The 13,872-nt window shown below is 66.6% G+C and carries 14 protein-coding genes; 4 read left to right on the top strand and 10 right to left on the bottom strand.

What is annotated here, in order from left to right; translation table 11 throughout:
* Positions 1-7 precede the first annotated feature (7 nt).
* The 3 genes from ACXJJ8_RS07250 to ACXJJ8_RS07240 are packed head-to-tail and all read left to right on the top strand — an operon-like array spanning position 8 to position 2,352.
* Positions 8-928, top strand: a complete 921-nt coding sequence (locus ACXJJ8_RS07250; protein WP_499028250.1) for a phosphoribosylaminoimidazolesuccinocarboxamide synthase — start codon at positions 8-10, stop codon at positions 926-928.
* A gap of 21 nt (positions 929-949) precedes the next feature.
* Positions 950-1,441, top strand: coding sequence for an Mpo1 family 2-hydroxy fatty acid dioxygenase (locus ACXJJ8_RS07245; protein WP_499028623.1), 492 nt, complete (start codon positions 950-952; stop codon positions 1,439-1,441).
* Positions 1,438-2,352, top strand: coding sequence for a DMT family transporter (locus ACXJJ8_RS07240; protein WP_499028248.1), 915 nt, complete (start codon positions 1,438-1,440; stop codon positions 2,350-2,352). The genes ACXJJ8_RS07245 and ACXJJ8_RS07240 overlap by 4 nt, the downstream gene beginning before the upstream one ends.
* Here ACXJJ8_RS07240 and ACXJJ8_RS07235 read toward each other — a convergent pair whose 3' ends face one another.
* The 7 genes from ACXJJ8_RS07235 to hppD form a co-directional block, all read right to left on the bottom strand.
* The gene (locus ACXJJ8_RS07235) at positions 2,353-2,733 is read right to left on the bottom strand and encodes a DUF5329 family protein (protein WP_499028246.1); all 381 of its coding nucleotides are present in this window, start codon (positions 2,731-2,733) and stop codon (positions 2,353-2,355) included.
* Positions 2,734-2,756: 23 nt separating this feature from the next.
* Positions 2,757-3,620 (bottom strand): NAD-dependent epimerase/dehydratase family protein, encoded by an 864-nt coding sequence (locus ACXJJ8_RS07230; RefSeq protein ID WP_499028244.1) that lies wholly within the window; start codon positions 3,618-3,620, stop codon positions 2,757-2,759.
* A gap of 1 nt (position 3,621) precedes the next feature.
* The gene (gene nhaA, locus ACXJJ8_RS07225) at positions 3,622-4,812 is read right to left on the bottom strand and encodes a Na+/H+ antiporter NhaA (RefSeq protein ID WP_499028242.1); all 1,191 of its coding nucleotides are present in this window, start codon (positions 4,810-4,812) and stop codon (positions 3,622-3,624) included.
* The gene (locus tag ACXJJ8_RS07220; protein ID WP_499028240.1) at positions 4,812-5,765 is read right to left on the bottom strand and encodes a sodium:calcium antiporter; all 954 of its coding nucleotides are present in this window, start codon (positions 5,763-5,765) and stop codon (positions 4,812-4,814) included. The genes nhaA and ACXJJ8_RS07220 overlap by 1 nt, the downstream gene beginning before the upstream one ends.
* 54 nt (positions 5,766-5,819) lie before the next feature.
* Positions 5,820-6,497 carry a hypothetical protein gene (locus ACXJJ8_RS07215; protein WP_499028238.1) on the bottom strand — a complete coding sequence of 226 codons (678 nt, stop codon included), beginning with the start codon at positions 6,495-6,497 and terminating at the stop codon, positions 5,820-5,822.
* Between the two features lie 48 nt (positions 6,498-6,545).
* Positions 6,546-7,841, bottom strand: a complete 1,296-nt coding sequence (gene hmgA / locus ACXJJ8_RS07210; protein ID WP_499028234.1) for a homogentisate 1,2-dioxygenase — start codon at positions 7,839-7,841, stop codon at positions 6,546-6,548.
* A 63-nt stretch (positions 7,842-7,904) separates the two neighbouring features.
* Entirely contained in the window at positions 7,905-8,972 is a 1,068-nt protein-coding gene (gene hppD, locus ACXJJ8_RS07205) for a 4-hydroxyphenylpyruvate dioxygenase (protein WP_499028621.1), read from the bottom strand.
* A gap of 104 nt (positions 8,973-9,076) precedes the next feature.
* On the opposite strand from hppD, the gene ACXJJ8_RS07200 reads away from it, so the two are divergent.
* Positions 9,077-9,577, top strand: a complete 501-nt coding sequence (locus ACXJJ8_RS07200) for a MarR family winged helix-turn-helix transcriptional regulator (protein WP_499028229.1) — start codon at positions 9,077-9,079, stop codon at positions 9,575-9,577.
* Here ACXJJ8_RS07200 and ACXJJ8_RS07195 read toward each other — a convergent pair whose 3' ends face one another.
* Genes ACXJJ8_RS07195 through ACXJJ8_RS07185 form a run of 3 tightly spaced genes read right to left on the bottom strand, consistent with a single transcriptional unit; the run spans position 9,578 to position 13,865 of the window.
* Positions 9,578-11,089: a phytoene desaturase family protein gene (locus ACXJJ8_RS07195; RefSeq protein ID WP_499028226.1), complete on the bottom strand. Its 1,512-nt coding sequence runs from the start codon at positions 11,087-11,089 to the stop codon at positions 9,578-9,580.
* Entirely contained in the window at positions 11,089-12,672 is a 1,584-nt protein-coding gene (locus tag ACXJJ8_RS07190; protein ID WP_499028224.1) for a phytoene desaturase family protein, read from the bottom strand. Before ACXJJ8_RS07190 ends, ACXJJ8_RS07195 begins: the two co-directional genes overlap by 1 nt.
* Complete coding sequence (locus ACXJJ8_RS07185; protein WP_499028221.1) at positions 12,669-13,865, bottom strand: aminomethyl transferase family protein; 1,197 nt, start codon at positions 13,863-13,865, stop codon at positions 12,669-12,671. Before ACXJJ8_RS07185 ends, ACXJJ8_RS07190 begins: the two co-directional genes overlap by 4 nt.
* Between the last annotated feature and the right edge of the window lie 7 nt (positions 13,866-13,872).

The raw sequence follows: 13,872 nt of genomic DNA, 5'->3' as shown, positions 1-13,872 counted from the left end.
CGTGGCGATGCAAGCGTCCGAAACCGGCAACACCCGCCCTTCCCTCCTCGAAGCCGACCTGCCGGGCCTGCCCCTGCGCCACCGCGGCAAGGTGCGCGACGTGTTCGAGCTGCCGGACAACCGGCTGCTGATCGTCGCCACCGACCGTCTCTCGGCCTTCGACGTCGTCCTGCCCGATCCGATCCCCGGCAAGGGCGAGATGCTCTGCCAGATCAGCAACTTCTGGTTCGACCGCACCAGCGGCCTGATGCCCAACCACCTCACCGGCGTGGCTGTGGAAAGCGTGCTTCCCACGGGCGTCGACGCATCGCGCTACGCCAAGCGCGCGGTGGTGACCAGGAAGCTCAAGCCCGTGCCGGTCGAAGCGATCGCGCGTGGGTATTTGATCGGCAGCGGCTGGAAGGATTACCAGCGCACCGGCCGCGTCAGCGGCATCGCGTTGCCCGACGGCCTGCGCCAGGCCGAACAACTGCCGCAACCGATCTTCACGCCCTCGACGAAGGCCGCCGTCGGCGACCACGACGAGAACATCGACTTCGACACGATGGTGCGCATCGTCGGCGCCGACCTCGCCGAACAAGTGCGCGACGCCACGTTGCGCCTGTACGCCTTCGCGCGCGACCACGCGGCGCAGCGCGGCATCATCCTGGCCGACACGAAGTTCGAATTCGGCACCGACGAAGACGGCCGCCTCTACGTCATGGACGAAATGCTCACGCCGGATTCCTCGCGCTACTGGCCGGCCGACGAATACCAGGTGGGCATCAGCCCGCCGAGCTACGACAAGCAGTTCGTGCGCGACTACCTGGAGCAGGTGGGTTGGAACAAGGTCGCGCCGGGCCCGCGCTTGCCGGCCGATGTCATCGAACGCACGCGCGCCAAGTACGCCGAAGCGCTGCAGCGCCTCGCGGGAATTTCCGTCGACTGAACCAGGATTGCCATGGCCGCCATGCATGAGGATGCAACGACGGGCACGCGCCCGATCGACCGCTGGTTCGACAGTTATTCGGGCGACCATCGCAATCCGCTCAACGTGCGCATCCACACCATCGCGGTGCCTGCCATCTTGTGGAGCGTGATCGCGCTGCTGTGGTGCATCCCGGTGCCGCCGGGGGGCTGGTTCCGGCCGGGCATCTTCGCGGCGCTGGGCATGGTGGCCGCAGGCTCGTTCTACCTGCGGCAGTCGCGCGTGCTGGGCATCGGCATGCTGGCGGTGTTCGTCGCGATGGGTGCGTCGTGTTGGTGGATCAACGAAGTCTTCGGTGCGCGCACGTTGTTGTGGAGCGCGGTCGCGGTCTTCGTGATCGCGTGGGTCGCGCAGTTCATCGGCCACAAATACGAAGGGCGCAAGCCGAGCTTCCTCACCGACCTCACCTACCTGCTGCTCGGTCCTGCATGGGTGCTTGCGAAGGTGCTGCGCAAGATGGGCATCGCGTGGTGAACGACACCGCACGCGGCGCGGGCCTGCGCGGCCGCGACCTCGTGCTCGTCGCCATCGTCTGCGTGGCGTGGGCCGGCAATTTCCTGACCTCCGCGTTCGCGCTGCGCGAGATCCCGCCCTTCCTGTTCACCGCGGTGCGCCTGTCGATCCTCGCGCTCGCGCTGGGCGCATTCGTCAAACGCCCGCCGCAGGGGCAATGGCCGCGGTTGATCGCCGTTGCGCTGTTCAACGGCGTGCTGCATTTCGGATTGAGTTTCTGGGCGCTGCACGCGGCGGGCGATCTGTCCTCGCCGGCCATCGCGATGCAGAGTTACGTGCCGATGGCCGCGTTACTCGCGTGGTGGTGGCTGGGCGAGCGTTTCGGCTGGCGCACGGGGCTTGCGATCGCGATCAGCTTCGCGGGCGTGCTGGTGCTCGGCTTCGATCCGATCGTGCTCGACGCACCGATGTCGTTGATCCTGATGTTGTTCGCCGCGTTGTTCCTCGCCATCGGCACCGTGTTGATGCGCCGCCTGAGCGGCATCGACATGATCAGCCAGCAAGGTTGGACGGCGATCATCAGCGTGCTGCCCTTGCTCGCCTTGAGCGCGCTGTTCGAACCGGGCAACTGGCAGGCACTGCGCGAAGCCTCGTGGATCGGTTGGGGCGGCGCGGTGTATTCGGCGGTGTTCGCCTCGATGCTCGGGCATGGGTTGTACTACGTGCTGGTGCAGCGGCATCCGGTCGCGCAGGTGACGCCGTGGTTGCTGCTTGCACCGGTGGGCGCGATCGCACTCGGCATCGTGTTCTGGGGCGATCGGCCGGGCCCGCGTTTGTGGATCGGCGGCGCGATGGTCCTCGGCGGCGTGCTCATCATCGCGATGCGCGCGAGGCAGAAGCTGCGGCCGGTGGCCGCGGCCGAAGAGATCTGATCAGCGTCCCGCGCGGATGTCGCGCAGCAGGCCGTGGAGCCAGGTCGCGCTGTCGATTTCCTTGCCGCCCGGCAATCGCACGCGATAGGGCTTGCCGCTCATCGACGAGCGCGCACCGAGGTTGTCGATGAATTGCTCGGGCGTGGCGATTCGCTTTCCAGCGGCGTTTCGTTTGCGCTGCAAGTGCTCGGCGGCTTCGGCGGCGGTGTATTCGCTGCCGTTGCGGATGAAGACGATGTCCTTCGCCTTCGCGACGCGATCGATCAGGGCGTCGATCTCCGCGGCGGGCGTGCGCGCGGCCGTCGACACGGGCTGCGTCGCCGCCGTTGCGGCCGACGGGGCCAGGACCCCCAGGCAAAGAATGAAGAGGAGCTTGCGCATGCGTGCAGTCTCCGGAGACGCGCTCAACGCGCCATGAACATCGGTGCCGTCGGCCGGAAGGCGCGCGGTGCGTAGCCGAAGTCGTTGCGGGCCGGCACCACATCGAACACCAGGTCGCTCCGCATGCGCGCGACGGCGGCGGCGTTGAAGCCGCCGACTTTCCCCAGCGCACGCGCGAACAGCAGCGCGAGGGCGAAGACCGGACCGGGCACTTCGATGAGTTTCGGCACCGGCTCCAGCACCGCCAGGATGCGCGCCACCATCTCGCGATAGGGCAAGCGCTCGCCGCCCGGCAACGCATACGATTTGCCGTGCGTGGCAGGTGCATCGCACGCGGCGATCGCCGCATCGGCGAGATCGTGCACATGCACCGGCTCGCGCAGGCCGGTCGCGTTGCGCGGCAGCACGAAACGGTGCCAACGCTGCGCGAGTTGCGCGATGCGCGTCAGCGTCTGGTCGCGCGCCGCGCCGTAAACCAGCGTCGGCCGCAGCAGCGTTGCCTGGGCGTTGCGCGCGGCCGCGCGGTCGAAGACCTGCTGCTCGGCGACGCGCAGGCGTTGCGCGACGTCGCGCTCCTGTTTATCCGACGAGCCGCGCTTGACGTCGATGCTGGTCGAACCGAACGCCACGACGCGTGGGCAATCGATGTCCGCCTGCGCGTACCACTGCGCGAACAGGTCCAGCGGCCCGCAGCTGAAGATCGCATCGACGTCGTCGGGCATTGGACCGGCGAGCGCCGGCAGCGTGCCTTCGATCCACTGCAACCCCGGATGGTCGCGATGCGCCTTGCGCGACACCGCCGTGACACGCCAGCCGGCGTCCTGCAGGCGATCGGCGAGCGGCCAGCCGATCTGCCCCGTTGCCCCGAAGATCAGCGCATGTCGCACGTCAGCGCGCCGGAAGCACCGCGCGCAGCCACGCCACGCCGAGCAGTGCGGAGACCACGGAGGCGACGAAAATGCCGAGTACGGCTTCTTCGTAGAGGATCGGATCGATGTACGCGAGCGACCCGATGAACAGGCTCATCGTGAAACCGATGCCGCACAACAGACCGAGCCCGAGCATCGCGCGCCCGTCCATGCCGTCGGGATAACGCGCCCAACCCAGCTTGCGCAAGCCCCACGCCGCCCCGCAGATGCCGATCGGCTTGCCGACGACCAGGCCCACGGCGACGCCGAACGGCAGCGCGGCAAGCGCCTGCGACAGGTTGAGGTCGCGCAGCTCCAGGCCTGCATTCGCAAAGGCGAAGATCGGCAGGATCGCGAAAGCCACCCACGGGTGCAGCGCGTGTTCGAGCGTTTCCAGCGGCGAATGCTCGACCTCGTCGTCGATCATGTTGCGCTTGTCGACGTGCGGGATGAGCAGCCCCGTCGCCACGCCGGCGAGCGTGGCGTGCACGCCCGATTTCAGCACGCACGCCCACAGCACGAGGCCGAGCACCAGGTACGGCGTGAGCGACTTCACGCCCATGCGGTTCATCGCGAACATCGCCGCGAGCGTCACCGCGGCACCGCCGAGCGCGGCGTACGACATGCCGTGCGAATAGAACACCGCGATGATCACGATCGCGATCAGGTCGTCGACGACCGCGATCGTCGAGAGCAGCAACTTCATGCCGATCGGCACGCGCGAGCCCAGCAGCGCGAGCACGCCGAGCGCGAAAGCGATGTCCGTCGCGGTGGGCACGGCCCAACCGCGCATCGCGGCGGCGTTGTCGTGGTTGAACCCGGTGAAGATCAGCGCCGGCACGATGACGCCCGCGACGGCGCACACCATCGGCAGCATGCGTTGCGCGCGCGTCTGCAGTTGTCCGCCAACGAGTTCGCGCTTGATCTCGAGCGCGACGAGGAGGAAGAACACCGCCATCAGGCCGTCGTTGATCCAGAGCAGCAGCGGTTTGTCGATGCCGAAGGGGCCGACGGTCACCGCCGCCGGCAGATCGATGAACGTGCGGTAGTGTTCGGCGAGCGGGGAATTCACGCACACCAGCGCGAGCACGGCGGCGATGATCAGGACGACGCCGCCCGCCGCCTCCAGGCGGAAGAATTCGGCGAATGCGCGCAGCGCGCGGCCCGGCATCAATGGGTGCCCGTCGCGAGCACGAACACCAGCCACGCAACATACGCGGCGACCAGGATGCCGCCTTCGATGCGGCTCACGCGCAAATCGCCGCGCAACATCGGGTACAGCGCCACGGCGAAGGCGATCGCGGCCGGCACTTCGAATCGCACGAACGAGGCGGGAACCGCGAGCGCGCGGAAGGTCGCGATGCCGCCGAGCACGAGCGTGAGATTGCACAGGCTGGAGCCGATCACGTGGCCGGCGACGAGTTCGCCCTGCCCGCGACGCGCGGCGATGACGGCCGCGGCGATTTCGGGCAACGCCGTGCCGATCGCCACCGGCACCAGGCCGGTCAGCAGCGGTGCCATGCCGAGCGATGCACCGACGGTCGGCGCCGATTGCACGACCCACTTCGCGCCGAAGAACAGCACGATGGCCGAAATGACCAGGCGCGCACCGTTGAGCGCCAGTCCCCCGCGCGTTTCGGTGAAGGCATCGAGCACCGCAAGCACCTGCGCGGACTCGCGGCGCGAACGCGCGATCGCGAAGGCGACGATGGCCGCGAAGGCGAGCAACAGCAGCATGCCGTCGATGCGCGAGAGCACGCCGTCGAGCCCCATGCCGACCAGCGCGAGCGACAGCGCGATGAAACAGACGAGCAAGGGGGCGAGCACGCGCCAGCGCACGACCAGCGGTGTCGCGATCGCGGCCACGCCGAGCGTCAGCCCGAAGTTCACCAGGTTGCTGCCGACCGCGTTGCCCAGCGCGAGCGATTGCGCGCCGACCCACGCCGCGCGCGCATTGACCGCGAGTTCGGGAATCGACGTGGCGAACGCGACGAGGAGCAAGCCGGTGACGAAAGGCGAGAGCCCGTAATGGCGACCCACGCCCGAGGCGCCCTTCACCACCGAATCGCCGCCGAGCATCAGGAACAACAGCCCGAGCAGGAACATCCCCCAGGTCTCCAGCATCGTCGCGCTCCCGTGCGTTGTCGGCGCCGGGAGTCTAGCGCGAGCGCGCGCCCGTCAGGAGCAACCTTCGACGTAGTCGACCTGCGGCGGTACACCGATGCGCCAATCCGTCGCTTTGCCGGACGGATCCACTTCGAAAACGAGCGCACTCTTGCCGCCCTTCGGGTCGGCCGCGCGCAAGTACACGCTGCCCTCGACGTACTTGTGCGGCATTTCGCCCATGCCCGGGTACAGGGCCTTCAACGCGGCCTTGTCCATGCCGACCTTGCCGCCGCCCGGCGCGGCGATGTCGGGCGTGCGCACGTCGATGCGGCCGAACTTGTCGGCTTCCATCATGAAGGCGAAGCGATAGCCGTTGGCCTGTCGCGGTTCGGGAAACAGGTAATAGCAGCCGTCGTGTTCCTTCGCGACCGCGTCCATGTCCTTGCCCCAGGCCTGGCGCACCTGTTCCTCGCTTGCACCCCAGTGCGCGGGACCGAAGCCGTCGAAGGTGATCGCGCCCGCGGCGGGCATCGCGCCGCCGGGTGTTGCAACGGTGGACGAAGCCGCCGGCATCGTCGCGGTGCTCGCGGCCGGTGGCGTCGTGGTGGCAACCACCGGCGGCGGGATGCTGGTCGTCGGCGCCGCGCTGGTGTTCGGTGCGGCGACGGTACCGGTCGTCGCTTCGCGTTGCGTGCAAGCGGCACACGCGAGCGCGAGCGCCATGGAAACGATGATCGGCTGGACGCGCATGCGGCGGACTCCTCGTCGGTGAATGCGCGCAAGCCTAGCCGATCGCTGTCAACGCGGCGCCACGAAGCCCTTCTTCAGGCCCGCCCAGCAGTCCTGGTAATCGCGCTGGCGGTGCGCGGCGTCCATTGCCTGTTGCGTGGGGCGGATGACCGCGCGCGTTTCGAACATGAAGGCCATCGTGTCCCTGATGACGTCGGGCTTGGCCAGGTCGGCGTTCGATGCCTTCTCGAACGTCGCCGCATCCGGCCCGTGCCCGCTCATGCTGTTGTGCAGCGACGCACCGCCCGGCGCGAAACCTTCGGCCTTCGCGTCGTACACGCCGGTCACCAGGCCCATGAACTCGCTCGCGATGTTGCGATGGAACCACGGCGGGCGGAACGTGTCTTGCGCGACCAGCCAGCGCGGCGGGAACACCACGAAGTCGAGGTTCGCCGTGCCGGGCGTGTCGCTCGGCGAGGTGAGCACGGTGAAGATCGACGGATCGGGATGGTCGAAGCTGATCGAGCCGATCGTGTTGAAACGGCGCAGGTCGTACTTGCACGGGGCGTAGTTGCCGTGCCACGCGACGACGTCGAGCGGCGAATGGCCGATGTCGGCGCGCCACAGATGTCCCTGGAATTTCGCGATGAGTTCGAAATCGCCTTCGCGTTCTTCGTACGCGGCGTTGGGCGCCTGGAAATCGCGCGGATTCGCCAGGCCATTGCTGCCGATGGGGCCCAGGTCCGGCAAGCGCACGAGCGCGCCGAAATTCTCGCAGACATACCCGCGGGCTTCGCCATCGGGCAGCGCGACGCGGAAACGGATGCCGCGTGGGATCAGGGCGATTTCCTGCGGTTCGACGTCCAGTACGCCCAGCTCGGTTTCGATGTGCAGGCGGCCTTGCTGCGGAACGATCAGGAGCTCGCCGTCGGCGTCGTAGAAGTAGCGGCCCTGCATGTCGGTATTGGCGGCATACAAATGCACGCCGACGCCGTGTTGCGCTGCCGCCGATCCATTGCCCGCCATCGTGAACAGGCCGTCGATGAAATCGGTCGGTGCAGTCGGAATCGGAGGCGGACTCCAGCGCAACTGGTCCGGCGACACCGGGCCGGCACCGAAATCGTTGTGGAATCGCGGTTGCGCGAACGGCGCGAACGTCCCGTGCATCGCCGCCGGGCGAATGCGATACAGCCAGCTACGCCGATTCTCCCGCCGCGGCGCGGTGAAGGCCGTGCCGCTGATCTGCTCGGCGTACAAACCGTGCGCGACTTTCTGCGGCGAGTTGCGGCCGATGGGCAGCGCACCCGCGACGGCTTCGGTGGCGAACTCGTTCGCGAATCCTGTCTGGTAACCGGTCGATTCCATTGCGTCCCCTTCGTCTCAACCCCACCCCGGCCCTCCCCTGCACGCAGGGGAGGGAGCGCGACTTCAGAGAACGCCGCGACGCATCTGGTCGCGTTCGATGCTCTCGAACAACGCCTGGAAATTGCCTTCGCCAAAGCCTTCGTTGCCCTTGCGCTGGATGATCTCGAAGAAGATCGGGCCGATCGCGTTCTGGGTGAAGATCTGCAACAACTTGCGCTGCTTGGTCTCCAGGTCGGCGTCGATCAGGATCTTGTTGCGCGCCAGGCGCGCCACGTCTTCACCGTGGTTGGGCACGCGCTGGTCGATCACGTCGAAGTAGGTCTCCGGCGTGTCGAGGAATTCCACGCCCTGGGCGCGCATCGCCTCCACCGTGTCGTAGATGTTGTCGGTGAAGCAGGCGATGTGCTGGATGCCCTCGCCCTTGTAGGCGTCCAGGTATTCGTTGATCTGCGACTTCGGGTCGTTGGATTCGTTGAGCGGGATGCGCACGATGCCGTCGGGCGCGGTCATCGCCTTGGACACCAGGCCGGTCTTCGCACCCTTGATGTCGAAGTAGCGGATCTCGCGGAAGTTGAACAGGCGCTCGTAGTAATCCGACCACTGCTGCATGTTCCCGAAGTACAGGTTGTGCGTGAGGTGGTCGATGAAGGTCAGGCCGAAACCCTTCGGATGCTGGTCGGCGCCCTGCACGGGCAGGAAGTCTTCGTAGATGGAACCTGCGTCGCCGTACTTGTCGACGAGATACAACATGCAGTCGCCGATGCCCTTCACCACCGGTGCATGCACGGCTTTGGTTTCGGGCTTGTGGGAGATCGCTTCGCCGCCGTTGCCCAGGACCGTCTTGCAGACTTCATCCGACGGCTTCTTGAAGCGGATCGCGAAACCGCAGGCGCTCGGGCCGTGGGCCTGCGCGAAGTCGGCGGCAAAGGAATCCGGGTCCTCGTTGACGAGGAAGTTGACACCGCCCTGGCGATACACGGTGATCGGGCGCGTCTTGTGCTGCAGCACGGCGGTGAAGCCCATGCGGCGGAAGTAGTCGTGCAGCAGATCGCCCTGGCCGGCGGGTGCGGCGAACTCGACGAATTCGAAGCCATCGATCCCCATCGGGTTTTCGAAGGTGGTGACCTGCATGCCGAGGTTGGGCTGGGCGTTCATGGCATTCTTTTCGCGCGAGGGGGAAAGGCGCATTCTACACCCCATAGTTTCAGGTGAAACCATACCCCGGGGGCATGTTGATGAACGCCGACGACTTACCCGCCCAGGAAGACCGGGGCCACGAAGGCCACGACCACGCCGAGCTGGATCTCGACCGCTTCCTGCCCTATCGCATGAGCGTGTTGTCCAACCGCATCAGCCAGGCCATCGCGAAGCTTTACCAGGCGCGCTTCGGCTTCGGCATCACCGAGTGGCGCGTGATCGCGGTCCTCGGTCGCTACCCCGCGCTCAGTGCCAACGCCGTCGCCGAACGCACGGCGATGGACAAGGTCGCGGTCAGCCGCGCGGTCGCGCACCTGCTCGAACGCGGGCTGCTCACGCGCGAGATGCACGGCGACGACCGCCGCCGTTCGGTCCTCACCCTCAGCGAAGCCGGCTACCAGATCTACGACGAAATCGTTCCGCTCGCGCTGGGCCGCGAGCGCAAGTTGCTCGCGACCCTCGATGCGGAAGAACGCCGGCAGCTCGAACGCATCCTCGACAAGCTCGCGAACGAGGGCTTGCCGGCGATGCTGGAGTAGTCACTTCGCCTTGAGAAACGCCCGCGCTGCATTCCGCCCCGGCGCACCACTGATCCCCGCGCCCCCATGCATGCCGTTGCCGCACAGGTAAAGCGCGTCGATCGGCGTGGCGTGGTTCGACCAGCCCGGCAACGGGCGCATGAAGAACATCTGGTCGAGGATCGGCTGGCCGTGGCTGAGGTCGCCTTCGGTCAAGCCCCAATCGCCTTCGAGGTCGGGCGCGACGATCGTGCGCGTGTCGCGGATCGACGCCTTCAATGCGGGGAAGTGCGCGGCCAGCATGTCGATCGCAATGCGTTCCACGCTCGCGCGTGCGTCGTTCCAGTCGATGCTGCGCAGCTTGTACGGCACCGACTGCATGTGGATCGACACCATGTCGCCCGCGGTCGTGATTTCCAGATACGGCCGTTGCGCGATTTCGCCGTATTTCGCGGCGTCGTAGGCACGTTCGAGGTCTTTCAGGGTTGGCGCGATCGTGAGCGTGCCCAAGGGCAATCCATGGCTGCCGTCGGTGCGCAGGTGCACCTTGGCGAGCGAGCCGCGCATCTTGATCGACTGCACGTGCCACACGAACTCGGTCGGCAGTTCCGGTGCGCCGACCAGGCCGAGCAAGGTGTGCTTCGGATCGGCGGCGGAAAACACCGAGGCCGCGCGGATCTGTTCACCGTCGGTGAGCTGTACGCCGGTGGCGCGCATTTTTTCGACGACGATGCGTTCGACACCGGCCGACGTGCGCAACGCACCGCCGTTCGCGTTCAATGCAGCAACCAGCGCCTTGGTGATCGTCGAACTGCCACCGGCGATCGGCCGGTGCGCAAGGCCGCCACGATGCAGCCAATTGTGCATCAGCGTGTAGCCCGTCCCCGCCGACATCGAGCCGAGCGTGTAGCCATGGATGCCGACGGCGGCAATCGCGGCGCGCACCGCTTCGGATTCGAACCACTCTTCGGTGAACTCCACCGTCGACATCGACATCATGCGGATGACGCGGAACATGTCCTTGCCGCCGAGCCGTCGCAAGGTCCACGCAAGCTTGGCCAGCGGCCAACCGCCTTCGAACCCGACCTTCGGCAAGCGCGGCATCGGCGTGCGATACGCCGCATCCAGGAACGTCGCTGCGCGCTCCATGAAGGCGACGAAGTCCGGCCAGCGGTTCGCATCGTTCTCGGAGAACTGGCGGATCGACTCACACGTTGCGGGCATGTCGCCCGTCGACAACATCAGCAAACGGTTGTCGGGCAACACCGAGATGTACGGCATCGCGACGCCGGCCTTCAAGCCATGTTTCGCAAGATCCAGATCGCGCACGATGTCGGGGCGCAACTGCGCGCCTGCGTGCAGCGGATCGAAGGCGACGCCGCCCAGTTCGTCCGCCGCGAGCTGCCCGCCCGCGCGATCGCGGCGCTCCAGCACCAGCACCTTGCGGCCGGCCTTCGCGAGATAGTTCGCGGCGACCAGGCCGTTGTGGCCCGCACCGATCACGATCACGTCGTACTGCTTGTCGGTCGTCATCACTTCCAATCCTTCAGCACTTCCTGTGCGGCCAGCTTGCCGGCCGCGCCCATGACGCCACCGCCCGGATGCGCGCCCGATGCGCCGAAGTAATAGCCCGGCAACGGCGTGCGGAAATCGGCCCATTGCGGCGCCGGGCGCAGGAAGAACAGTTGGTGCAACAACAATTCGCCGTGGAAGATGTTGCCGCCGGTGATGCCGGCGATCATCTCGATGTCCTTCGGCGTGATCACCTGCTTGCCGACGATCGCGCGGCGGATGTTCGGCGCGTAACGCTCGATCGTGGAGATGACCGTTTCGCCGAAGGCCTCGCGCTTCGCATCGTCCCAACCGCCTTCGATGTCGTAGGGCGCGTACTGCACGAAGCAGGACATCACGTGGTGGCCGGGCGGCGCCATGTCGCGGTCGATCATCGAGGGAATGATCATGTCGATGTACGGGTTCTTCGCGAACTGGCCGTACTTCGCCTCGTCGTACGCGCGCTCGATGTATTCCATGCTCGGGCTGATCGAAATCGCGCCGCGGTGCAGCGGCCCTTCCCCTGGCAGGCAGGTGAAATCGGGGAGCTCGCTCAAGGCGATGTTGACCTTGCCGGAGGAACCACGCACGCGGAAGTTTTCGATCTGCTGCACGAACTCGCCGGGCAGGTGCTTGCGTTCGACGAACTGCAGGAAGCTGCGCTTCGGGTCGGCCGCGGAGATGACGACTTTCGCCCGCAGCTCGTCGCCGTTCGCCAGCGCGACACCTGCGGCGCGACCGCCCTGTACGATGACCTGCTGCACGGATGCGTTGGTCCGAATCTCGACGCCCAGCGCACGCGCCGAACTCGCGATCGCCGCCGACACGCCGCCGTTGCCGTTCTTGGCGAAACCCCAGGCACGGAACGCGCCGTCGATCTCGCCCATGTAGTGATGCAACAGCACGTAGGCCGTACCCGGCGAATGCGGACCGAGGAACGTCCCGATGATGCCGCTCGCCGACTTCGTGCCCTTGAGCGGATCGAACTCGAACCAATCGTTGAGCAGGTCCGCCGCCGACATCGTGAGCAGCTTGGCGATCTGGTACAGCTCTTTTTCCGAGAGGCTCTTCGCGTACTGGCCGACCTTCAGCAGGCCGAGCACGTCGCGTGGACTGAGCGACGAGGGATCCGGCGGCACCAGTCCGAGGATCGGCTTGATCGCCTTTGCCGCGCGCGCCATCACGCGGCCGTATTCGTCGGAGGCTTCGGCATCGCGCGGCGAATGGCGATACAACGCCTGGCGCGTCAGATCGTGGTCGTCCCAGGCGGCGAGGTAATCGCCGTTCTCCATCGGCGTGACGGTGCTCGGCAGCGGGAGGATCTTCAGCCCGTGCTTCGGCAGCTCGAGGTCGCGGATGATCTCCGGGCGCAGCAGGCTGACGACGTAAGAGAACTGGCTGAAGCGATAGCCGGGGAAGGGTTCGGCGGTGACGGCCGCGCCACCGACGACTTCGCGCCGTTCGAGCACGCAAACCTTCTTGCCCGCACGCGCGAGATACGCGGCCGCGATCAGGCCGTTGTGGCCGGCGCCGATGACGATGGCGTCGTACTGGTTGGACGTCATTTCTTCTTCCACTCCGGCTCGTAGAACGGCAGCTTCACCACCTTGCCCGGTGCCTGCAGGCGCTTGTGCTCGACGGTGACTTCCATCGTGAGCGGCGTGCCGGGCGCGTAATGCGGACGTTGCAGGTGGACGAGCGCGATGTACTTCTTCAACACGGGCGACCACGTGCTGGTCGATGCGTACCCGACCTGCACGCCACCTTGCTTGACCGGCAGGCTGCCGCGCACCGCCATCGCGGGAATCTGCGGTGGCAGGCCGACGGCGGCGAACAGGGGCTCCATGCCCGCCCAATCGACTTCGAAGCCCATCAGCTTCCACGCCGAGCCTTCTTTCTGTTCGCGCTCCAGCGCGCGGCGGCCGACGAAGTAACCGGGCTTGTCCAGGTGCACGGCCCAATCCAGCCCCATCTCCAGTGGCGAAGATTTCTGCCCTTCGATCCACGCATGGTTGGCCGCGGTGTAGTCGACGTCGATCATGAACAGACCAGCCTCGACGCGCGCCATGTCCATCGCGAGGATGCCGCACGGGACGATGCCGTAGTCGTGGCCCGCTTCCATCAGCGCATCCCACACGGGCAACGCATCGGCGCGGTCCATCCAGATTTCGTAACCGAGATCGCCGGTGTAACCGGTGCGCGAGATCGTGACCTTCTTCCCGGCAAGCGTGTTCTCCATCACCCGGAAGTATTTGAGCTTGTCGAGGGTCTTCTTGCACACGAGGTTGAGGACCGTGCGCGCCTTCGGGCCCTGCAGGCTGAGCGCGCCCATCTTCTCGGTGACTTCGGTCACCGTGACATCCAGGCCGACGGCGTTCATCGCGAGCCAGCGCAAAGAGGGTTCGGCCGACGTCAGGCGAAAGGTGGTTTCGCCGAGACGCGAGATCGTGCCGTCGTCGAGCAGCTTGCCCTCGTCGTCGCACCAGCCGGTGTAACCGACCTGCCCGATCGCCATCTTGCCGATGTCGCGGGGCACGAGCTTGTCGAGCAAGCGGGCCGCGTCGGGGCCTTCGATCATGTACTTCATCAGCGGCGAGACGTCGATCAGCGCGACCGCGTCGCGGATCGCCCAGTACTCGCGTTCGACGTGCAGGTCGTAGGAACCGACCACGACGTGGCCGGCCCAGCGCCGCCAGTTCTGCGGCAGGCTGAGCTGCGACGTACGCGCGTGGAAGGGCGTGTGTTTGAGCTGGAACATCAGGGAA

The organism is Lysobacter sp. P5_C4 (genome assembly GCF_054049695.1).
The sequence above is the reverse complement of the archived record's forward strand: the minus strand, read 5'-3'. Positions and strand labels throughout refer to the sequence as shown.

What these genes read in the sequence shown, in the direction of transcription:
- ACXJJ8_RS07215 (WP_499028238.1), bottom strand. Translation starts at nt 6,497, where the DNA reads ATGCGCGTCCAGCCGATCATCGTTTCCATGGCGCTCGCGCTCGCGTGT.
- ACXJJ8_RS07245 (WP_499028623.1), top strand. Translation starts at nt 950, where the DNA reads ATGCATGAGGATGCAACGACGGGCACGCGCCCGATCGACCGCTGGTTC.
- ACXJJ8_RS07200 (WP_499028229.1), top strand. Translation starts at nt 9,077, where the DNA reads ATGAACGCCGACGACTTACCCGCCCAGGAAGACCGGGGCCACGAAGGC.
- ACXJJ8_RS07250 (WP_499028250.1), top strand. Translation starts at nt 8, where the DNA reads ATGCAAGCGTCCGAAACCGGCAACACCCGCCCTTCCCTCCTCGAAGCC.
- ACXJJ8_RS07185 (WP_499028221.1), bottom strand. Translation starts at nt 13,865, where the DNA reads ATGTTCCAGCTCAAACACACGCCCTTCCACGCGCGTACGTCGCAGCTC.
- ACXJJ8_RS07220 (WP_499028240.1), bottom strand. Translation starts at nt 5,765, where the DNA reads ATGCTGGAGACCTGGGGGATGTTCCTGCTCGGGCTGTTGTTCCTGATG.
- ACXJJ8_RS07235 (WP_499028246.1), bottom strand. Translation starts at nt 2,733, where the DNA reads ATGCGCAAGCTCCTCTTCATTCTTTGCCTGGGGGTCCTGGCCCCGTCG.
- hmgA (WP_499028234.1), bottom strand. Translation starts at nt 7,841, where the DNA reads ATGGAATCGACCGGTTACCAGACAGGATTCGCGAACGAGTTCGCCACC.
- nhaA (WP_499028242.1), bottom strand. Translation starts at nt 4,812, where the DNA reads ATGCCGGGCCGCGCGCTGCGCGCATTCGCCGAATTCTTCCGCCTGGAG.
- hppD (WP_499028621.1), bottom strand. Translation starts at nt 8,972, where the DNA reads ATGCAGGTCACCACCTTCGAAAACCCGATGGGGATCGATGGCTTCGAA.
- ACXJJ8_RS07190 (WP_499028224.1), bottom strand. Translation starts at nt 12,672, where the DNA reads ATGACGTCCAACCAGTACGACGCCATCGTCATCGGCGCCGGCCACAAC.
- ACXJJ8_RS07195 (WP_499028226.1), bottom strand. Translation starts at nt 11,089, where the DNA reads ATGACGACCGACAAGCAGTACGACGTGATCGTGATCGGTGCGGGCCAC.